Origin of the sequence: Paenibacillus polymyxa (genome assembly GCF_015710975.1) — a bacterium.
Lineage (GTDB): Bacteria > Bacillota > Bacilli > Paenibacillales > Paenibacillaceae > Paenibacillus > Paenibacillus polymyxa.
Window position 1 is genome coordinate 3,083,115 of sequence record NZ_CP049783.1, and the last position, 20,570, is coordinate 3,103,684.

The following is a 20,570-nucleotide window of genomic DNA, read 5'->3' on the forward strand; positions in this document are numbered from 1 at the left end:
GAGAACCTCTCAGCCTCTTTTTGGTTTGGACGAATTTATATGTTTTCGCCAGCCAGCTTGTCCATTTAACTACTTATACTCTTCATCCAGATCAGCAACAAATGAGCGCTCCTTGATAACAGCTTGATACCAGTAGCCCGATTTCTTCAAATGCCGACTTCGATCATTTTCCAGATTAATTTCCACCAGTCCATAACGATTTTTAAAAGCATTCATAGGAGAAACGTTGTCTGTGAAGGCCCACAGCATATAACCTGTACAGTTGGAGCCTGCGTCTACAGCTTGTAACGTGTAGTATAAATGCTCAGTTATAAAGTCAATCCGATAGTCGTCCTGAATGATGTGTTCCTCATTTTTGAAAGCAGCTTCATTCTCAATGCCCATGCCATTTTCCGCGACAAACCACTCGATATTGTTATATTCGTTCTTGATACGTATGCCCATATCGTAAATGATCTTGGGATAAATTTCCCAGCCCCGTGACTTGTTCATTCTTTTACCTGGAAGTTCGAAATGCTCATAGTAGTATGAGGGGTGAAAAGGAATGTTTTCGTTCCATGCTTTACTCTGCGCTTTGACCCGGTGGGGAGAGTAGAGATTGATTCCAACGTAATCCACGGTATTTTCCTTAATCAAGGCCAGTTCTTCCGTTGTAGCCTCAAATGCAATATCATGCTTGCTCATAAGCTCGAACAATTCTTGCGGGTATTCGCCTTTTATAAGCGGGTCCAGAAATATCCGATTGTAAAATAAATCATACACATGTGCTGCGTACTGGTCATGAGGGGCGCTGGATCGGGCATAAGTCACTTCGGGATTCAAAATAGCACCTATTTTAGCCCCGTTCTGACTATAATTTTTGGCTTTGAAAAGCTGTACGCACTTTGCGGTAGCCAGCGTTTTGTTGTAGTTCCATTGCATCCACTTCCGTGTGTTTTGTTCATAGGGATAGCGAAGGGCATCCAGATAGACGCGAGTCTGTACAACAATGGGCTCATTAAACGTAAACCAGTGCTTGACCCGATCCCCGTACCGTTCAAACACCTTTTCCGCATATTTCACAAACAGCTCTACCACATGCTTGGAAGACCAGCCCTCATATTTGTCGAGCAAATAAGCAGGTAATTCATAGTGTTCCAGACAAATCATCGGCTCGACTCCGCTTGCAATTAATTCGTCAATGACTTTGCCCATATAATCCGCATAGGTTTCATCCACCACCACATTCTCATAATCCGTTAAGAAGCGGGCCCAATTAATAGAGGTGCGATAATGAGTCAGTCCAATCTGCTTCATCAGCGCAATATCCTCGGTATAACGATTATAAAAATCGGTTGCACCCGCGGGTCCATATCCATTGTGCCAGGCATAGCGGTCATTTTTGTACCATACGTCCAGATACGAGTCCTGACCTTCCTGTTTACCGCTCCAGCCCTCTGTCTGCCAGGCGGAAGCCGCTGCCCCCATCATGAAATTCGGTGGAATTTGTATTGTGTGTTTAGCCATGATATGTTTCTCCTTTTCATTCTATAGATTTCCCATAGCGATCCTCTGCGGGTGTATCTCTACATTAGCGCATTATTCAGTCGTTCGCTTGTTGGCAATTTCGAGGAACGAAAAATAGATGAGATGATGAGTTTATGAAAGAGTTCATCATACAAAAAATAAAGAGCCCTTGACGATAAGCTGCTTCTGGTTACGCTACTGGAGGCAGCTTATTAATCTTTTGCTGGGGTTGATATTGGAGTATACTCCTCAACTCTTTTCACATCCTGTCTATAAATTCAAATTATACAGGGTAACCCAAATGTTTATACAATAACTATTCTAGCTATAGGGGATACTCAAATTCAGCGAGGAATTTTCTTGATCTAGAATAAGTGTAGGGGATCATCGAGCAAAGTACATGAATTGGAAAAAAATATATTCTCGCGTTTTACACGATTTGGTTGTAATTCGCAGCCTTAAATCACCTACATAAGTGAGAGGGAATTGAAGACTAACATTAAAGAATGTGGAGCCATTTAGATGTTAGCGACTCTATCAAATCTACTCTCAACTAAACTAAATGGAGGCGTTTAACAATGGGTTATCACATTATTGCTAATTTTCCATCTAATCGAGATTACAAAGGAACACTGAAAGTTTATAACGATAGTGGTAGTTTGGTATTTGGACCTGTAGAAGCTTTAGGCCGTGGATCAAATGATCCGAAGAATGGTAACGACCATACGAACTGGAGACTTAAATATGCAGACATTCCTACAGGGGTTGCGAAAACAATTGTTTATGCGAAAGGTGACTCCGACTATTCTTATGGTCCTTATAAGCGTGTGTGGCTGAATCAAGCAGTAAGTGGGAACTTCCTGACTGCTACAAATAATGGCCGCGACGAAATTATGATTCATGGCGGAGACCCTGCTACAAGCACATCTCTGACTTGGTATCCTCTGCGTCCAACATACGGTTGCATCCGACTTTCTAACAGTGACCAAAGAGCACTAATTCAAGTGCTTGAGCAAAACGGAAGTTCCGGCAAAATCACAATAAACTAGAACAAAAAATTCAAAGGGCGGGATTTACTCCGCCCTATTTGGTATTAATTTGTACTGTATTTATCAAGTTTGAACCATTTTTGAAATTCGTTCTGGCTAATTTTTTTAACAGGTTTCACCTTTTTGCTGTCCATTGAGTATCTGTACAACTTCTTTTGGTCAGATGGATACTCACTTATATAGTCTAAACTTTTTCCATTTTTATGCCATAAAATCAGACTTGTGCTAATGTAATCCGTTTCCCTAGGAAGATATATAAAGGCATCCTTCTTGGTGTTATAAATGGCTATGGAGCTGCTTGATGTATCACCGTACGAAAAGGCAATTTGATCTTCTTTAGGTGACCAGTTATAAGCAGCAATGGATTCTACACTTTTTTTGCCTTTAGCTTTTAAAAGATCATTTACAATGGTAGATTTTCCGGTTTTAAGATTGATCAGTAATAACGTATCTCCTGCACTGCGCCGTGCCTGGATAGCCAACCATGTATTAGAAGGAGATAATACTGCGCTCGATATATTACGCAGTTTATCATTATATCCATCTGTTTTAATGGTGTAATTCTGTTCTCCTGTTTTGATCGTTATAGATGTAATAACACTCTTCTCAGAGCTTGGTGCATTTTCTAGCTCCATTTTTTTGGCCACTAACGAAACGTTGTTCTCCTTCCAAATCACCTGATTTGGGGTCTCGCTCTTTTTAAATTTGGTTACAGACTGGTAAACAGATGGATTTATAGTATTAACTGAACTTTGAACATGCGTATTAGGGCGTAAAGTGCTATTAGCATTGGCAATAGAAAAGCCACTTACACTTCCCACAAGCACTATACTAGACAGGAAAGCAGTAGCGTATTTTAGTCTTGGATTTTTCATTTTAATTGCTCCTTTGTAAAAAAATATTGGGCTTCAGGACTTGATCCAAGGTTTTCCTAAAATTAAATCTATATACATAGACGTGGAAATCGTGAATTTGTTTCTTGTTTATTGAAAAAAATTACATAACAATTGGAAAACATGAAGGAGCGAGTGATACTTTCGCCCGCTCTAGCAGGCCAGCCCAAGTCAAACATTCTGTTATAAGGTTGGATGTTATTGAGGTGAAGGCAAAATGCAATTTTTCCCTTCGATTTTCTATACTTAACCTATAATCTTGACATTCCTGCAGATTCAGAGATATTATAGATACAATAAGTCTGTGAATGAGGTGTAGTTATGAAATTTACCAAAGCAACCAATTATGCACTGCACACCATGCTCATGCTCGTTGAGGATTCGTCGGTGAAGCCCGTAGGTGTCCAGCAATTGGCCGAATCCCAAAATGTCTCACCCACGTATCTTTCAAAAATTTTGACGAGGCTTGTGAAGGCGGGGATGATCGAATCGGTCTCTGGAGCCAATGGGGGCTATCGCTTATCCCGCAATAAAGACGATATTACCTTTTTGGATATTATCCATGCGATTGAAGGGACGAATTCTTTGTTTGAATGTGATTTTGTCCATGGATCAGAATGTCTGATTCAAGCTGTAATGAGGGAAGCGGAGGAAAAAATGGAGGGCCATCTTAAAAATACGAAATTGGTCGATTTAGCCCAAAAGCAAGCGCAAGTATAAAGGGGAGCGGCTATAAATAGAGAGAAGGTGATCGCCAGTTATGTGAAGTGTTTTTTTTGTTTTAATTATAGATATAAAGAGTCTTTAATATCTTTGTAAAAGGAGCTGGATGTTATGCTGTACGATTGCGCTATTATTGGGGGAGGACCTGCTGGATTGAATGCAGCCCTTGTACTGGGCAGGGCAAGAAGAAGTGTGGCTTTGATCGATAATAACCGGCCCAGAAATGCGGTTACGCATGCGTCGCACGGTTTCATTACGAGAGATGGCGTAACGCCGGCCGAGTTCCGCCGCGTAGCTTATGAGGAAGTACTGCGGTATCCATCTGTGCATCATCTGCAAACCGAGGTTATTTCAGTTACGAAAAATGAATCCGGATTCGAGGTATTTGATTCTTCAGGCCTTCGTGTTCAAGCGCGAAAATTGATACTGGCGATGGGTGTAAAGGAGATATTCCCTGAGATCGAAGGTTTTTACACGTTCTACGGAAGAAGTTTGTTTAATTGCCCTTATTGCGATGGCTGGGAGTTACGGGATCAACCGCTTGTCCTCGTCTCTGAGTCGCCAGCTATATATCACACAGCCAAACTGCTCCTGAACTGGAGTAAGGATTTGCTTGTCTGCACGAACGGTCAGGCATTCTTGTCGGACGAGCAAAAAGAACGACTTCAATCTAAAGGAGTCGCGGTAATGGAGCAGCCTGTTGCAGCGTTCATCGGTCACCATGGACAGCTGGAGTATGTGTCCTTTACGGACGGTACTCAAGTCCCAAGGGCCGGCGGCTTTGTGACCCCCCAATTTGTGCAAAGTGCACCGTTTGGAGAACGTTTGGGCTGTGAAAGGACCGAGTCGGGCGGGATCCAAACGGATGGAGCGGGGAGAACCTCCATTCCTGGTGTATATGCTGCGGGGGATTCTTCATACTTCATGCCTTCTCAGTTGATTTTTGCTGCGGCCGACGGTAGCCGAACCGCTGCGAGTGTAAACCTGGATTTGACAGAGGAAGACTTTAACGAATGACGAGAAATTGAAGCTCTCATGATAGTTAAAGATAATGAGGAGAAGTGAGAATTTATCGTTTCCGGTAACGCTTAGATTCATTCGCTATAAAATCACAATTCAGAAGTATAAAAGCTGAAAGGCCGCCTATATGGCGGCCTTTTTCTATTCACTTGATTATAATTCTGCGTCTATACAAGACCTTCTTTCAATAACCTCTGTATTTACAAGAACCTGAGTATGGTGCTCCTGATTGTGATTAAGCCTTTCCATCAGCAAGTTTACAGCCGTTCGGGCCAAAATATCCTTTTTCACATGAATGGTTGTGAGTTCCGGGCTAATGACCTTAGCTTCATGAATATTATCAAACCCCATGACGGAAATTTGTTCAGGCACTCGAATGTTCATTTCCTGAAACGTTTTAATAGCACTGATCGCCATATAATCATTCTCACAAAATAGGGCCGAAGGCAGCTCATTCAGTTTATGAATAGCTGTTTTAAATGCGTCCTGTGACATGACAAGCATCGGGTGCATATCAAATGTAAGCCCATGACCTATGGCAAGATTGTGCTCCTCTAAAGCAGCCATGAACCCCTCTTTTCGTTTTGTAAAGTTAAGAATTCTGGTACTGGATTGTACGTATCCTATATTTCTGTGTCCGGACTGGATTAAATATTGGCCTGCCTGGTACCCCCCAAGATAGTTATTAATCGATACAAAACTGGCATCAACGTGTTCAAAGCAGGTATCCAAAATAACGATATTGGAATGAATGGATTGTAAAGAATGAATAATCTCGGACGTTAAATTGGTGCCCAGCAGAAGTATACCTGAAGAAGGCTGGTCCTTTTCCAGAGCAGATAATTCTTCTTCAAGGCTATGGCTGTCAAATGACGAGAAAATCAAAGTATTGCCATGTTCTCTCACCTGCTGGGTAATATGATGGATCAATTCATTGAAAAATGGAAGTGATTCATATTGTTCGGTCACGATGCCTGTATTTTTGCATGCAACAAAACGAATGACATGATGACTCTTCGTAAATTCCTTATTTGACTTCATGGTACGTGGTCTATATCCATGCTCGTGGGCAATTCTTAATATATGCTCTTTGGTTTCTTCGCTAACACCGGGTTTGTTATTAAATGCTAAAGAGACGGCTGATTTTGAAACACCGGCAAGCTTCGCAATATCATCTATTTTCAACGTGGAACCTCCCATTGGACTAAACTATATAAATTATATCATGATTATATAATAAAGTTTAGTTTATAAATTAAACTAAACAAACAACAGGTAAAACGAGTTGACCTTTTCGGATACATAGTGTTAATATTCAATTGTGAACGCTTTATTTAGTTTATTTTATTTAATATCGTATAAAATTATACATTAGTTTAGTTTTGTTTATGAGTGAAAGGGTGATTTGTTTGAGCTTAAGCATGGCTGAAAATCAAAGAAGTTTTGTGAAAAAGGGCAAGCCTTTCTTTTACTTGGCAGATACCGTCTGGAGCGTATTTACCAACGCCACTATTGAAGAGTGGAGCGATTACCTGGACTATCGAAAAATGCAGGGTTTCAACGTTTTACAGATCAATATGCTCCGACAATGGGATGCCAGCGAATCAGACCTGAATCTACAGCCATTTGCATTACTGGAAAATGGAGATTTTGACTACCATACCTTAAACGAAGCTTATTTTGAGCGGGCGGAAGTCATGATCCAGATGGCTGTCGAGCGCGGCTTTATTCCAGCACTGGTTCTGTTGTGGTGTAACTATGTACCGGATACATGGGCTGAAATGTTCCAGAAAGGCAATAAAATGCCGCTGGATTGCGTTGAAAGCTATGTAACTTATGTTGTAAACCGCTATTCCCGATTCGAGCCTGTTTATTTGATCAGCGGGGACACTGATTTTCCTACAGAACGTGCTAATGCGTACTATTTGAAGGCGCTGGAAACGGTACAACAATTAAGCCCGGCAAGCTTGACTACGCTGCATATCCAAGGGAGATTGAGGGAAATTCCTGAAGCTTTTGAGCAACACAAGGGTCTTGGATTTTATATGTATCAATCAGGACATAATTCGGAGTTTCAGCATGTCGCCCATGAGATTGCCCAGCATTTTTATCACAAGCCGGAGATACGTCCCGTCATCAATGGAGAACCTTGCTATGAACAGATCAGTTACAGCCGCAATGTGTATGGAAGATACACTGCACTAGATGCCAGAAAAGCAGCATGGCACAGTCTTCTGGCAGGCGGGGGAGCGGGAATTACCTATGGAGCGCATGGCATTTGGAGTTGGCATAAAAAAGGCAAGAAGTTCGGAATTGTAGAAGGAGAGGGCTTTGATAGTCCCTATGATTGGAGAACAGCACTGCGTTTTGAGGGCGCATGGGATTATTCCTTTATCAAATATTTGTTTGAAATGTACAACCTGATTGGCATAAAGCCGTTGGATATTGTTTTAAACAAGACAGAGGAGATCAGAGGTGCGGGGAACGAGAATACCCTCGTCTTGTATATCCCGGTTAACACGAAAGTGCGGCTAAATATCAACGTGCAGGACTACAAGTTTACAACCATTGATTTAGCGGAGAGACGATTTGCCCAAACGGAGGTGGATGTCCAGGCTGATCAATCCGTCATTGGTATGCATGGTTTTGAAAGCGATGTTGTGATCATCGGAACGAAATAAAACCAGAGAAGAACAGGAGTAAGCTACAGGTGGAGTGGAGAAATAGAAAACGCATCCAGGAGTGATCATGATGGATTACCAAAAGACAGCTAGAGAAGTGCTTAGATCGGTGGGGGGAAACGAAAATGTGAACAGTGTCATTCACTGTGTTACTCGTTTGAGATTCAAATTGAAGGATAACCAATTGCCAGATAAAGAAAAAATTAAACAGATTGACGGTGTCATTACCGTCGTGGAAAGTGGCGGCCAATTCCAGGTGGTCATCGGGAATGAGGTTCCCAAAGTATACGAGGCTCTTTTGGATACGATGGGAGTAAAGCACGGAGATCAGGCAGTTGAAGACGATCAAAAGAATGAAAAAGCGAGCCTGTTCAGCCGATTTGTCGATGTGATCTCAGGCGTGTTCATGCCCGTTGTGGGTGTGCTCGCTGCTGTGGGGATTCTAAAAGGACTGCTGGCCTTATGCACATCTCTGGGCTGGATGACTGATCAGATGGGCACATACAAAATTTTATATGCAACAGCAGACGCTATGTTTTATTTCTTTCCGGTTATTCTAGGGTTTTCGGCAGGTAAAAAATTCGGAGGAAACCCGTATCTGTCTGCTGTTTTGGGGGCAGCCTTGGTGTATCCGACCATTACTTCCGCTTTTACGGATAAAACGGCGCTGTCCTTTTTGACCATACCTGTCGTTCTGATTAATTATACTTCTTCTGTTATACCTATCATTATTGGGGCGTTCTTGGCAGCTAAGGTTGAAAAATTTATTAGTAAGTATGCACCTGCATCCATTAAAATGTTCATTGTGCCTTTTCTGACCTTGGTCATTATATCACCGATTGTTTTTCTGGTTGTCGGGCCGATAGCAACTATAATCAGCGATGGATTAGCCAAAGGCTCCATGTGGATTTACCAGTTAAGTCCGGCTATAGCTGGTCTCGTTCTGGCAGGATTCTGGCAGGGCATTATTATCTTCGGCTTGCATTGGGCATTCATTCCGATTCTCCTGAATAATGTAGTTACGAACGGGTTTGATCCGATTAACGGTATGCTGTTCTGTACTACGTTTGCGCAAACAGGTGCGGCTTTTGCCATTGCTTTGAAATCACGCGACCCTAAATTAAAACCTATTGCGACTTCTGCTACCATCGCGGGTTTGATGGGGGTTACTGAACCAGCTATTTACGGGGTTACGCTACCCACCAAAAAACCGTTTATTTTAGCCTCGATCGCTGGGGGTGTAGGAGGAGCTGCAGCGGGCTTACTCGGCTCAACAGCATATGGATTTGCCTCAGGCGGGATTTTTGGTATCCCTTTATTCATTAATCCAAAGGGGATAGATGCAGGCTTCATTGGCTTTATTATATCTTTGGTTGTCGCTTTTGTAGTCGGATTTATTCTGACCTATCTTTTCGGCTATAAGAATGCGAAACCCGCGCCTGAAATTAAGGTTGCAGTTGAAAACAAAGCGGAAGAAAAAACGGTATTTAGTCCTTTAAACGGTGAATTGATTCGTTTGACCGCAGTGAAAGATGAGGCTTTCTCCAGTGGTGCGATGGGTCAGGGAGCCGCGATTATCCCCAAGAAGGGGTAGCTTACGCACCGTTTAACGGAACTGTTGTTACCGTTTTCAAAACAAAACATGCGATTGGACTGATCTCTGAGGATGGAGTTGAACTGCTCATTCACATTGGAATTAATACGGTCAGCTTAAAAGGGAAACATTTCACTTCTTTTGTGTCTGAAGGAGATACGATTCAAAAAGGGGACAAGCTGGTTGAATTTGATCCAAAAGCTATAGTGGATGAAGGATATGATCTCACCACCTCTGTTATAGTAACCAATACTGCGGTGTACACAGATATCTTAGCTGAAAACTCGAAGGATATTCATACAGGAGAACGTTTATTGAAGATCAGATAGTTCCCTAATATTCAGTAATGCACAGCAAACGCATCAAGCTGACGATGGCCCGTGTGTAAAAATAGGGTTGTCGTCAGCTTTTTTGGATCATGAAACAGACTTTTGCGGCATGTACTACAATAGCAGGTTACCGTACACCCAACGAGCTCATCATCTGCCGGAAGGAGCGCACATATTTATCTGGCGCCAATAGGTTAACGATCCGTGTCCGCCCCTTCTGGCGGATAGATTCGCGATGAGGGACGTTGTTCATGAGGTCTAGTCCTTGTAGTACCGCCTGTAAAATGTCTCCCTGCTGATAAAACTTGCCGGTTTCGTTATGGTCAATGAATGCTCGTACTCCGTCTGAATCAGAGCTTAAGACCGGGCAACGACAGGCCATGGCCTCAGCTACCGCGTAGCCGAATCCCTCCACCAGTGAAGTCGAGAGCAGATACCCACCCGAGTCGCCAATCATGGAATAATACAAAGGCATTTTCGCATGAGGCACGCTTTTAAAACGCTCAATGATCGTGGACATGCCAAGCTGAGCAAGCATGTTCTCGAATTGTATTTTATCCTCCGTCTGCGACAAGGTGTCATCATAGAACATCCAAATCCGAAGATCGGCACGATTTTGCAGCATCCAGTAAGATATGTCTATAAAATGCCGCCAATTCTTATTGGGCTCAAGCCGCCCAACCCATGCAATGACCGGATTAACCGGGGGAGTGTTAGGTACATAATTAAATACGCTAGTATCCAATACGTTCGGAAATACATAACGATCAAGCCATGGACACATGCTGGAAAATAGCTGCACGAGGTGAGTTGTATCGGGGAGAAGCACCGCGTCAGCATAATTTTGAAGATACGGAGATGCATCTGCAACAACCCAAGCAGCTTCTTCGTGAGTGCCAAAGCCTTGTGATTCATAGATTAATATCCCTTGATAGCCCAACATTCGCAGTCTAGGGAGCATAGGATAGTCCGAAGAGACGATAATTGCATCGTAGCGATGAGTCTCCACCAGTTTTCGAATTTCTTCTTCAGAGGAAGTCATGAACACCGGAATATCGCCTTGCAGGTTTTGCATCCCTGTACCCTGCTGATAATAGAGAAGATGACATTCAATCCCGTCCTGAATGAGCGCTTTACAGCGTTGGCGGTTCAAGGTTTCCACGCCACCGCTGGGTATATAAAAAGTAAATAGAACTTTGATCTCAATAACCTCCTTTGCCAACCACAAGTTCTTATACCAAGTTATTCAACCTACAGGACGGGGTGTGGGTTTCTATGGAAGCCTGGATTGAATTAGCGCATAATTATGGCGAAGGCGAGAATCTTCCGGAGAGCGTTCTGTTGCTTCTTTCGCAAATTCACAGGCTTTGTGTATTAGGCCCAACTCATAGCAAGCGAGGGCTCCAAGATCATACAAAGTAGCATCCCAGCAAAAATCCTCTTGCATATACGTATCTGGTCGTGTCGAAATGCGCAGCGCTTCTTCGACCATATGATAGACGGCGGGCCAGTTCCGTGTATGATAGGCAAGCTGAGCCATTTCCGTGTAAGGTTCACGTAAATAGGGTGCTTCCGCAATAGCACGGTATAACCAACGTGCAGCCTCATGCCATTGTTCAGTTGCCTTATACGCTCTAGCGATAAAACGCATCGAAGCGCTGCGTTCATCGGCCCAGCGCGCCTGTGGCATGGTAAGATGTTGTTGCAGCGTAGTGATGCATTCGTCCCAACGGGCATGATACATATATTCTCGCCCCAAGTAATGCATATTGCGATCATCCTCGGGAAATTCACGTACAGACTGCTCTAGCAGTGGAAGGTATTGGCTGCGTGACTTGTGCGGATCGGGATCATGATACAAGCGGAGTTGCTCTGATCGGATGCTGTATTCTTCGCCTTCCCCAATATATTCAAGCACTTCATGAACCGGGCGTACCCAGTGGTAGTCATGACGAGTGTGTATTTTTTCTTTCCAGAACCATGTATAAGCGGTATCCCTTCCAGGCTGTCCATGTGTAAAGGCATACAGCATTCGAGTCGTTCCATCCTTCCAGTTGCTTTCCAGGCGCGACCGCCATCCCTCCTCCCAGACTTCATCCAGATCTGTACAGACACAAATATCTACATCATCAGGGACCAGCCGCAGGGACTCATTGCGAGCCTTGTCAAAACGCCAAGGGACTACCTGAATAGGATGTACCTCTGCACCCGCCTCGCGCAGTAGAGCAACGGTGTCGTCTGTAGAACCGGTGTCGGCTACAATGACAACATCAGCTTCCCGCATGGAGTTCATCCAGCGCTTGGCGAATCGGGCTTCATTTTTGCTGATGGCATAGACCGCTATCTTGTACCGTTTCTGTGGTTGCATTGGTTTGCTCCTCCTTTGATTGACTTAAAGAATGATGGCTGGCTATGGGAGGCATCTCTATTGGGAAGGGTTCAGGATTGAGCTGAAATATTGTCGATTATGCTGGACATGCGGGTCATTGGGAACGTACGTGGCTGCTTGCTCATTGTGCCAGTTCGCACGTGTATAGTCTTTTAGCCGAAAATGGCAAATGCATAGCTGGATATGAGGAAACCATGTTTGGTATGCGTCTTGTACCGGGCCCAGCGTGTTAGGAGGATTCAGAGTGGTAGCCATGTCGTACCAGTAAACGGCTTTGGGAATCTCATTTTTATGCAAAAAATAATGACCCATCCGACAACAAAGCTCCGCTCTAGGCGTATCGAAGGTCAGGCTACGGAGAGCCGCGGTAATACTTTCCTCCAGCTTGCCGAGTTGTTGCAGACAGTCAGCCATTTTGCCACATGCACTAATTGCGTCCTCTACCCAGCCTTGTTCGGTGTTTAGAAAGTCTCGGTAAGCCTGCACGGCCTGCTCATATCTTCCATTGTCTCTAAGCTCGTTAGCGTAATAGTAGCGGTCGCGGGGAGAGAAGTCATGGCCTTGGGCGAGCTGCTTCTCATAAATTCGCAGATTTCGGCCCGGGGTATGGGTATGTGTTCTGGTGTGAGTTATGGCAATATCCGCATGTAGAATATTTCCGTCTACGGCGAGATACTCATGCACGGCTCCATGCCAACGGAACCCGGCCGACCGTCTGACCAAGCGATTCCGACGAAAATGCAGGGTGACATTGCCATGATCATCGAAGGCATAATGATACTTCATGGACACTGCATCCACGGTTGATATAGCTGAGGAATCAAGAGTATGCTTTAGCTCAAGCAGCTTGATAGCATCCTGCTCCTTCAAAATGTCATCGGCATCCAGCCAGAGAATGTACTCCTGCGTAGCTTGCTCAAATGAATAGTTACGTGCAAGGGCAAAATGATCTACCCATTCAAACGGAAAAATCCGATCTGTAAAGCTGCGACATATGTCAATGGTCCGATCCTGTGAACCTGTGTCCACGATGTTGATTTCATCTACAATATGATGGACCGATTCAAGGCAAGGGCCGATGGTATGTTGGTCATTTTTGACGATCATGCACAGGCTGATGCTGATCAATTGAGTATCACTCCTTTGGGAACCATTTAAGGATTGAGGTCAAACCTAAAATTGGAATTAAAAGAGACCTGATTATAGAAGCCCTGCCGCAATTGCGGCAGGGCAAGGATGGCAAAGCCATAACTTGCTAAGAGGCTTTGGCGGTAGGATATGATACGTCGTTTAAGTCCATGATGTGGTAATAATAGAAGATTAGAGTCCGGTCGGTCCTGTAGGTCCGGTCGGTCCAGTCGGCCCCGTAGGCCCGATAGGTCCGGTCGGTCCAATTGGACCTGTAAATCCAAGACCAAATGGCCCGGTCGGTCCAGTTGGTCCAATCGGTCCCGTGTCGCCCGTAGGTCCGACAGGTCCAGTGTCGCCAATAGGCCCGATAGGTCCGATAGGTCCAGCAGGCCCCGTAGCGCCAACGTCGCCCGTAGCACCTGTAGGTCCGGTAGGTCCGGTAGCGCCAATGTCGCCCGTGTCGCCCGTAGGTCCGACAGGTCCAGTGTCGCCAATAGGCCCGATAGGTCCGATAGGTCCAGCAGGCCCCGTAGCGCCAACGTCGCCCGTAGCACCTGTAGGTCCGGCAGGTCCGGTAGCGCCAATGTCGCCTGTGGCACCTGTAGGTCCAGCAGGTCCCGTAGCGCCAACGTCGCCTGTGGCACCCGTAGGTCCGGCAGGCCCCGTAGCGCCTGTGTCGCCTGTGGCACCTGTAGGTCCAGCAGGTCCCGTAGCGCCAACGTCGCCCGTAGCACCCGTAGGTCCGGCAGGTCCAGTAGCGCCAACGTCGCCCGTAGCACCCGTAGGTCCGGCAGGCCCCGTAGCGCCCGTGTCACCCGTGGCACCCGTAAGTCCGGCAGGTCCGGTAGCGCCAATGTTACCCGTAGCACCTGTAGGTCCGGCAGGCCCCGTAGCGCCAACATCGCCTGTGGCACCCGTAGGTCCGGCAGGCCCCGTAGCGCCCGTGTCGCCTGTGGCACCTGTAGGTCCAGCAGGTCCCGTAGCGCCTGTGTTGCCTGTGGCACCTGTAGGTCCAGCAGGTCCCGTAGCGCCAACGTCGCCCGTGGCACCCGTAGGTCCGGCAGGCCCCGTAGCGCCTGTGTCGCCTGTGGCACCTGTAGGTCCAGCAGGTCCCGTAGCGCCAACGTCGCCTGTGGCACCCGTAGGTCCGGCAGGCCCCGTAGCGCCTGTGTCGCCTGTGGCACCTGTAGGTCCAGCAGGTCCCGTAGCGCCAACGTCGCCCGTGGCACCCGTAGGTCCGGCAGGCCCCGTAGCACCTGCATCGCCGCTAGCGCCTGTAGCACCAGTTGGCCCAGCAGGTCCGGTTGGTCCCACAGCTCCAGCTGCACTTGCTTTAACAAGGGCAACGGAATCAATGGCTATATCAGCAGTGTTAGCTGTGGCATTTTTGGTAATAACCAAAAATGCATAGGTAGCATTCGCTGGAACAGGAGCTGTTACTTCATACAGGCTTTGCCATGTTCCATTCACAGCATCCGGTAATGTGCCTGCGCTCAAATAGGTAGTCAGCCCCGTGCCAAGGAAGTTAAAGTTTGTGTCATAGTAGTACAGAAAAATGTTGATTTGAGGATTGACCAAGTTTCCTATTTTCGCAGCTGAAAGGCTTAACGTATAGCTTTCGCCTGGTGTGGCAAAAACGACCTGGGAAAGAGATGCATCTGCCGCGCCTCCTGCCATGATCGCACTATAAAAGTTTGTCTTTTTCACGGATAAGTTAGTGACGGTGACATTGACAGCGTTCCAAAAAAGGGTTGATCCGGTCTCGAAGTCGCCGTTAGAAACTAGATTGGTAAATAATACACTCATCGCTTTTTATACACTCCCTTCACACGTTGTAATGATAGTAGATGCGAATCCATACCATGGCGAACCGTACAAGTTTACGAGGATAGATGCGCATTTTTTCAGTTCACATTTTAGACACATTATTTTAAGCTTCTATTTAAGTGACGTTAAGCTGAAGCTATATGTGGGGGATTATCATTAGAATTTAAAAGTGTAGCATGAAGTTCGAGGAGACCGCTCCGCTACTCATGCAACATTTTAGGTGGGAGAGCAGCATAGGGAAGATCACGAACAATGAAAGGGTGAAACATGTGCTCAAAGTACAACAGGTGAGCAAGTGGTATGAGGGCAACCGGGGCGTACATAAGTTGGATTTTGAAATGCAGCGCGGTGAAATTGTTGGTTTCCTGGGGCCAAATGGTGCGGGTAAAACGACGACAATGCGTATGATTACAGGGTATCTTCAGCCAAACGAGGGAGTAATTACGATCGACGGTATCCCGATTCAGGATAAAGGCAGACAGGCTCGTTCCAAAATTGGTTATCTGCCGGAGATGCCTCCTTTGTATGGGGATATGTCTGTAAGATCCTACCTAAAGTTTGTAGCTAGTATTCGGGACGTGCCTGCGCGAGAGCAGAAGCTGCGTATTTCAGAGATGATATCCCGATTGGGTCTGAATGGACGTGAAAAACAATTGGTCCGCAGCTTGTCCAAAGGGTATAAACAGCGCTTAGGACTGGCAGGTGCGATTATTCACAACCCGGACTTACTAGTGCTGGATGAACCGACTTCGGGTTTGGACCCCAATCAGATTTTGGAGATTCGTCAGCTCATTCAGGAGATTGGTGAAAATCATACGGTATTGCTCAGCACGCATATTTTGCCTGAGGTGGATGCTTTGTGCAATCGGGTTCTGATCATCCACGAAGGCAAACTGGTCATGGACGGGCGTCCTGACGCGCTCGGCGGTTCGATGGAAGACGGATTCAAGGTGAAGGTGGAGGTCAAAGGCAAGCGTGAGCAGGTAATGGATGTCCTACGAGCTTGGGGAAAAGTACAAGTTGAACCTTCGTCACCTACTCTGCCTTCAGCGAATACGAAGCTGGCTGTCACAGAGCAGGATTTGACTGGATTGTTGCTTACAGGAGCTTCTAATGAGGATTTTCGCGAAGAACTGTTTTTTGTGCTGTCGGATGCGAAGCTTCCGATTATGGAAATGAAAAAAGAAAACATAAGCTTGGAAAACATCTTCCAGCAATTAACGACCCGCGAGACGGAAGAAGGTGGAGGCGACGATCCAGCGGTTCATGTTCTACATACCTCTAAGAATGAAGCAACGGTCAACACGGTGGATCATGGAGAAGCCTTGGCCAGCGATAACAAGGTCGATGAAGACAAGGATACAGGAGGTAAACAGTCATGAGGCGTTTGTTCGCAGTCTGTCAAAAGGAGCTGCAAGCCTATCTATGGACTCCAACGACGTATTTTGCGCTTGCGGTGTACATGTTGCTGACGGGGTTACTATTTTACACGAACTTTGTGATGTATCAGCCTAGTATTTTGGACTATCGGCTGGTACTCGGTGACACATTGTCCATGCTGGTGTTTGTTGTCCCCCTACTCACGATGCGGCTGGTTGCAGAGGAATTCAGGCAAGGTACAGATGAGCTCCTGCTTACCTCACCTGTGAGTGTAACGGAAATCATGATAGGTAAATTTTTGGCATCGCTAGGCATGTTGCTCATACTGGTGCTGTGCAGTCTGGCGTATCCGGTCGTGATGTCCTTTTATGGGTCGCTGGATTGGACGCTCGTATTTACATCCGTGATCGGCCTGTTTATGCTTGGCGCAGCCATGATGGCGATTGGCTTATTCGCATCGACGCTTTCACAGCATCAGATGATGTCCGCGGTCGTCAGTTTTATTCTCTTGCTCGTGTTCTGGATGCTGGATTCGTTTGGTGGACAAACGGGCGCATCTGCGGCGCTGCAGCAGTGGCTGGAACCTTTTTCACTAACCGCACGGTTTGACAGTTTCACCAAAGGATTGCTGAATGGAGCCGATGTGATGTACTACGTGACGGTGGCGGCGCTCTTTTTGCTATTTAGTATCCAAGTGGTTGAACGGAAACGGTGGAGGTAATGAATATGAAAAAATGGCTGGGTCATACCAATAGTATGGTACTATCGATTGCTGCTGTAGGGATTTTTATTTTATTGACGCTATTTCTGCGTTCGCTGGGAGGCTTTCAACTGGATCTGACGGCAGGCAAGCAGTATACGCTGTCTGATCAGACGTTAACGACCATTCAGGGTGTGAAGGAAAACGTACGATTGATTGCCTTTACCGTATCCACTTCGCAGAATCAGAAGCTGAACCGGGATGTTACGGATATGCTGAATGAGTATGCCAAGCGTAACAACAAGCTCAAGGTCGAGCAATATGATTTGAATCAGGAACCGATACTGGCCAAGCAATATGGGATTACAGCAGCATCCATCGTGTTGGTGCAAGGAGAGAAGAAGCGGGTTATAGATATTGGGAGTCTATTTACGCAGGCTCAGGGGAGTAGTGAGGGAGCATACCAATTTACCGGGGAGGAAAAGCTGACCAGTGGACTGCTGGCATTATCGTCTACCCGCCAAGGGAAAGTGGTTTTTCTGACAGGGCATGAGGAAATTCCTTTGTCCCAAATGACCGAATTAAGCAGCTCGCTGGCGCAAGATAATGTGAAAGCAGAGGAAGTTCAGCTCAATCAAGCGGGTAGTGTGCCCAAAGATGCGTCTGTATTGGCTATTGTCGGACCCGAACGGGATATTAGCGTGACGGAACTGAAGAGTATTCGTACGTATCTGAATGACGGTGGAAAGCTTTTTATGGCGTTAGGATTTCACCCGAACATGGGGTCTAGCTGGAAAAACCTTGACGCATTAGCGGCTGATTATGGTGTGAAAGATACTCATGCTATCGTGGTGGATCAGGAACAGACGAATACGCTTGGTCCTCTGTGGACGGTTCCCACCTTTGGCAGTCATGCGATCACCGATAAATTGGCGCCCTCTAATCTGTATCCTGTTCTTTCGCTATCTATTGCTTTGCAGGCAGGAGAACAGAAGGATTGGAAGACGACGCTATTGCTAAAATCTTCTGCAGCTAGCTATGGTGAAATGAATATTCAGGGACTGCTGAACAACGAAACGCAGAAGGATGACAAGGACCCACAGGGGCCGCTTGATCTCGGTTACGCGGTAGAAGGAAAAGACGGCAAGCCCAAAGCGGTTATTCTCGGAACCTCAGCCCTCCTAAGCGACACGGAGATTAGCACAGGAGGGAATCGAGACTTTGTGCTGAATAGTCTGAATTATGTACAGGAACACTCTGATGGACTCACTATTCGTCCTCGTCAGGAGCAGGATTTTAAGGTAGCTTATTTGACTGCTGCACAAGCGAAAACGGTATTAGCCATATCTGTCGTCGGATTGCCGCTGCTGTTTGCGGTTGTCGGAATCTTATTATGGTGGAGGCGAAGAAGTGCATGAGAAAATGGATACCCACAGTGCTGCTGTTAGTCGTATTGGGAGCGGGTATAATCTATGCCAAGAGCCAAAATTTCTTTCGTGAACAAGCTCCGGCCGCTCGCCAGCTCGTTCAGCTTACGCAAGAAGATATTACGTCTTTTGCGATCACTGGAAAGGACGGCAAGTCGGTGGAACTTGATCAACATGATGGCAAATGGAGCATGAGTAAGCCGCGATCTTACCCGTTAAATCAATATACATTAGACAATTGGCTAGCCGCGATTCAAAATGTAAAGTTGGGTGATGTCGTGGAATCATCTCCCAAAGACGTAGCCAAATATGGAATCAGCGCTACCCATGACCAGATTGAGATTAAGACCAAGAATGGTGACGTTCGCACCTTTGCCTTCGGTGATACGCTGCCTTCTGGAGACGCTGTTTATGTACTATCAGACCAAAAAGAGATAGCTTCCGTACCTATAGATACACTTTCGGGTTTGCTGCTGGATGCTGATGATTTTACAGACACAACGCCGTTTGATTGGGATGATACCAAGCTGAGCGGGATAGAGTGGGAAGGCCAGAATGCCTCATGGATGCTCCGTTCCTCCGGTAACAGTGGAACTGGAGATAGTGCTTCCGCATCTTGGACGCTAAACGGAAAGTCGGTAGTGGGTGACACGGCGACTTCCCTCTCACAGCAAATCAAAAACCTGGCCAGCAATCAGGCTTTGCGCAAAGCCTCCGAGCTGAACAAGCCTGTTCACCGCTTTACGCTGAGTATATCGTTGGGTAAGGAGGATTCCCAGCTGGTTTATCAGGGCTGGACACTTAACGATGATCCGGATACCGTGTGGGTTGTACCGCCACAAAGCAACTGGGCTTATGGCCTGTCAGCATCTGACGTGAACCATGCTGAACAGAATGGTCATGACCAGGCTAAGGCTAGCCAATAATCATTACATTTATAATAGCTGAACAAAGAGGCTCCAACGGCGAATAATCGCCGCGTGGAGCTTTTTTGTGTGCGTTATTCATCAGGCTTGCTGCTTTTGGAAGAAGGGCTGTTATTGACGTTTAAATCTTGGATGACCTGAATCAGCTCATGAAGTGAGAGATCCAGCTTATCCAACTTTTCTTCCATCGTGTGCAGGATGTGCCGCAATAAAATAAAACAAAGTCCAGCCGGAAAGCCTACGTTGGTAACCAGAGAAAGAGCATCATCCATCTGCAATGTATTTCCCTCCTTTTTAGCCATATATAAAGGAAGGTAAATTAAAAGAACCATATACAACTGATTGTAAAAATAGTATAATAAATAAGAACAAATGTTCTGTTTTGGTTGTAAAACAGGATTGCAAATTACCCTATAATATGAGGATTTAGAAAAAGTCAAATCCAAAGAGAAAGGGTGATTTATATTGGAGAAATCTCAGCTAACATTGGTCGAACAATACCGTAAGAAGTTGTACCGCATTGCTTGGAGAATCCAGTATCGTGCTCGGGTACAAACCAATCATGAATTTGTAATGGAAAAGAACGAAACTGTCAGCGCCCCATCTTTTGCAGAATCTGTAAACTCTAATATGTACACACTACAGCTTATCAACTCTCTATCTTCTGAGATCGGAAAAATGATCATCTTTGACCTTTACATACTAGATAAAACCGAAGCGCAGATTGCAAAAGAGTTAAAGCTATCCCAACAGGCGGTGAATAAATGGAAAAAGAAAATGCTCAAAGAGTTATTTCGGATGCTGAGTTCGTCCAATGGCTCAAATTAGCACAACGTGGGGATCAGGAGGCCATGAGCAGGATACTTTATTTGTTCGAGGAAGACATTCAGAGGACGAGTCGGTATATACGTATGTCCCGTGAAGATGCTGTTCAAAGTATCATGGTTGATTTTATTGAAGAATTGCGGCAAGAGCTGAAGACAGAGATTTAGAAA

Annotated in this window: 18 protein-coding genes and 1 pseudogene; 11 read left to right on the top strand and 8 right to left on the bottom strand. The window is 45.8% G+C overall.

All coding sequences use genetic code 11. The features are described from left to right. Positions 1–69: 69 nt before the first annotated feature. Positions 70–1,506, bottom strand: coding sequence for a glycoside hydrolase family 1 protein (locus tag G7035_RS13850; protein WP_019688486.1), 1,437 nt, complete (start codon positions 1,504–1,506; stop codon positions 70–72). Between the two features lie 578 nt (positions 1,507–2,084). Here G7035_RS13850 and G7035_RS13855 point away from each other — a divergent pair. Then, on the top strand, positions 2,085–2,555 hold the full coding sequence (locus tag G7035_RS13855) for a L,D-transpeptidase (RefSeq protein WP_016820092.1): 471 nt from the start codon (positions 2,085–2,087) through the stop codon (positions 2,553–2,555). Positions 2,556–2,599: 44 nt separating this feature from the next. On the opposite strand, the gene G7035_RS13860 is transcribed toward G7035_RS13855, so the two are convergent. After that, entirely contained in the window at positions 2,600–3,430 is an 831-nt protein-coding gene (locus G7035_RS13860) for a TolB-like translocation protein (RefSeq protein ID WP_019688485.1), read from the bottom strand. A 339-nt stretch (positions 3,431–3,769) separates the two neighbouring features. On the opposite strand from G7035_RS13860, the gene G7035_RS13865 reads away from it, so the two are divergent. Next, complete coding sequence (locus G7035_RS13865; protein WP_016820094.1) at positions 3,770–4,168, top strand: Rrf2 family transcriptional regulator; 399 nt, start codon at positions 3,770–3,772, stop codon at positions 4,166–4,168. Positions 4,169–4,282: 114 nt separating this feature from the next. Further along, positions 4,283–5,188 (top strand): NAD(P)/FAD-dependent oxidoreductase, encoded by a 906-nt coding sequence (locus G7035_RS13870; RefSeq protein ID WP_019688484.1) that lies wholly within the window; start codon positions 4,283–4,285, stop codon positions 5,186–5,188. Positions 5,189–5,344: 156 nt separating this feature from the next. On the opposite strand, the gene G7035_RS13875 is transcribed toward G7035_RS13870, so the two are convergent. Continuing rightward, complete coding sequence (locus G7035_RS13875) at positions 5,345–6,376, bottom strand: LacI family DNA-binding transcriptional regulator (RefSeq protein ID WP_019688483.1); 1,032 nt, start codon at positions 6,374–6,376, stop codon at positions 5,345–5,347. A gap of 215 nt (positions 6,377–6,591) precedes the next feature. Here G7035_RS13875 and G7035_RS13880 point away from each other — a divergent pair, with 215 nt between their 5' ends. Continuing rightward, on the top strand, positions 6,592–7,872 hold the full coding sequence (locus tag G7035_RS13880) for a glycoside hydrolase family 140 protein (RefSeq protein ID WP_019688482.1): 1,281 nt from the start codon (positions 6,592–6,594) through the stop codon (positions 7,870–7,872). Between the two features lie 70 nt (positions 7,873–7,942). Then, positions 7,943–9,795, top strand: a pseudogene (locus G7035_RS13885) (beta-glucoside-specific PTS transporter subunit IIABC). Positions 9,796–9,922: 127 nt separating this feature from the next. Here the strand turns inward: G7035_RS13885 and G7035_RS13890 are convergent. The 4 genes from G7035_RS13890 to G7035_RS13905 all read right to left on the bottom strand — a co-directional run bounded on the left by G7035_RS13890 (position 9,923) and on the right by G7035_RS13905 (position 15,121). Beyond that, positions 9,923–11,017: a glycosyltransferase family 4 protein gene (locus G7035_RS13890; RefSeq protein WP_016820099.1), complete on the bottom strand. Its 1,095-nt coding sequence runs from the start codon at positions 11,015–11,017 to the stop codon at positions 9,923–9,925. Positions 11,018–11,068: 51 nt separating this feature from the next. Next, positions 11,069–12,163, bottom strand: a complete 1,095-nt coding sequence (locus tag G7035_RS13895; protein ID WP_019688480.1) for a tetratricopeptide repeat-containing glycosyltransferase — start codon at positions 12,161–12,163, stop codon at positions 11,069–11,071. Positions 12,164–12,220: 57 nt separating this feature from the next. Beyond that, positions 12,221–13,312 (bottom strand): glycosyltransferase family 2 protein, encoded by a 1,092-nt coding sequence (locus G7035_RS13900; protein WP_019688479.1) that lies wholly within the window; start codon positions 13,310–13,312, stop codon positions 12,221–12,223. A gap of 192 nt (positions 13,313–13,504) precedes the next feature. Further along, positions 13,505–15,121 carry an NTTRR-F1 domain gene (locus G7035_RS13905; RefSeq protein ID WP_147288175.1) on the bottom strand — a complete coding sequence of 539 codons (1,617 nt, stop codon included), beginning with the start codon at positions 15,119–15,121 and terminating at the stop codon, positions 13,505–13,507. Positions 15,122–15,348: 227 nt separating this feature from the next. On the opposite strand from G7035_RS13905, the gene G7035_RS13910 reads away from it, so the two are divergent. Genes G7035_RS13910 through G7035_RS13925 form a run of 4 tightly spaced genes read left to right on the top strand, consistent with a single transcriptional unit; the run spans position 15,349 to position 19,575 of the window. Beyond that, positions 15,349–16,524, top strand: a complete 1,176-nt coding sequence (locus tag G7035_RS13910) for an ABC transporter ATP-binding protein (RefSeq protein ID WP_019688477.1) — start codon at positions 15,349–15,351, stop codon at positions 16,522–16,524. Next, the gene (locus G7035_RS13915; protein WP_016818483.1) at positions 16,521–17,243 is read left to right on the top strand and encodes an ABC transporter permease; all 723 of its coding nucleotides are present in this window, start codon (positions 16,521–16,523) and stop codon (positions 17,241–17,243) included. The genes G7035_RS13910 and G7035_RS13915 overlap by 4 nt, the downstream gene beginning before the upstream one ends. A gap of 5 nt (positions 17,244–17,248) precedes the next feature. Further along, complete coding sequence (locus G7035_RS13920) at positions 17,249–18,640, top strand: GldG family protein (protein ID WP_019688476.1); 1,392 nt, start codon at positions 17,249–17,251, stop codon at positions 18,638–18,640. Beyond that, entirely contained in the window at positions 18,637–19,575 is a 939-nt protein-coding gene (locus tag G7035_RS13925; protein ID WP_019688475.1) for a DUF4340 domain-containing protein, read from the top strand. Before G7035_RS13920 ends, G7035_RS13925 begins: the two co-directional genes overlap by 4 nt. Positions 19,576–19,649: 74 nt before the next feature. Here the strand turns inward: G7035_RS13925 and G7035_RS13930 are convergent, their stop codons facing one another. Further along, entirely contained in the window at positions 19,650–19,853 is a 204-nt protein-coding gene (locus G7035_RS13930) for a hypothetical protein (RefSeq protein ID WP_016818486.1), read from the bottom strand. A 187-nt stretch (positions 19,854–20,040) separates the two neighbouring features. On the opposite strand from G7035_RS13930, the gene G7035_RS13935 reads away from it, so the two are divergent. Continuing rightward, positions 20,041–20,403 carry a hypothetical protein gene (locus G7035_RS13935; RefSeq protein ID WP_016818487.1) on the top strand — a complete coding sequence of 121 codons (363 nt, stop codon included), beginning with the start codon at positions 20,041–20,043 and terminating at the stop codon, positions 20,401–20,403. A 23-nt stretch (positions 20,404–20,426) separates the two neighbouring features. Further along, positions 20,427–20,567 carry a hypothetical protein gene (locus G7035_RS27390; protein ID WP_016818488.1) on the top strand — a complete coding sequence of 47 codons (141 nt, stop codon included), beginning with the start codon at positions 20,427–20,429 and terminating at the stop codon, positions 20,565–20,567. The last annotated feature ends 3 nt before the right edge of the window (positions 20,568–20,570 follow it).

What these genes read in the sequence shown, in the direction of transcription:
- G7035_RS13850 (WP_019688486.1), bottom strand. Translation starts at nt 1,506, where the DNA reads ATGGCTAAACACACAATACAAATTCCACCGAATTTCATGATGGGGGCA.
- G7035_RS13855 (WP_016820092.1), top strand. Translation starts at nt 2,085, where the DNA reads ATGGGTTATCACATTATTGCTAATTTTCCATCTAATCGAGATTACAAA.
- G7035_RS13860 (WP_019688485.1), bottom strand. Translation starts at nt 3,430, where the DNA reads ATGAAAAATCCAAGACTAAAATACGCTACTGCTTTCCTGTCTAGTATA.
- G7035_RS13865 (WP_016820094.1), top strand. Translation starts at nt 3,770, where the DNA reads ATGAAATTTACCAAAGCAACCAATTATGCACTGCACACCATGCTCATG.
- G7035_RS13870 (WP_019688484.1), top strand. Translation starts at nt 4,283, where the DNA reads ATGCTGTACGATTGCGCTATTATTGGGGGAGGACCTGCTGGATTGAAT.
- G7035_RS13895 (WP_019688480.1), bottom strand. Translation starts at nt 12,163, where the DNA reads ATGCAACCACAGAAACGGTACAAGATAGCGGTCTATGCCATCAGCAAA.
- G7035_RS13905 (WP_147288175.1), bottom strand. Translation starts at nt 15,121, where the DNA reads ATGAGTGTATTATTTACCAATCTAGTTTCTAACGGCGACTTCGAGACC.
- G7035_RS13910 (WP_019688477.1), top strand. Translation starts at nt 15,349, where the DNA reads ATGCAACATTTTAGGTGGGAGAGCAGCATAGGGAAGATCACGAACAAT.
- G7035_RS13915 (WP_016818483.1), top strand. Translation starts at nt 16,521, where the DNA reads ATGAGGCGTTTGTTCGCAGTCTGTCAAAAGGAGCTGCAAGCCTATCTA.
- G7035_RS13920 (WP_019688476.1), top strand. Translation starts at nt 17,249, where the DNA reads ATGAAAAAATGGCTGGGTCATACCAATAGTATGGTACTATCGATTGCT.
- G7035_RS13925 (WP_019688475.1), top strand. Translation starts at nt 18,637, where the DNA reads ATGAGAAAATGGATACCCACAGTGCTGCTGTTAGTCGTATTGGGAGCG.
- G7035_RS27390 (WP_016818488.1), top strand. Translation starts at nt 20,427, where the DNA reads ATGAGCAGGATACTTTATTTGTTCGAGGAAGACATTCAGAGGACGAGT.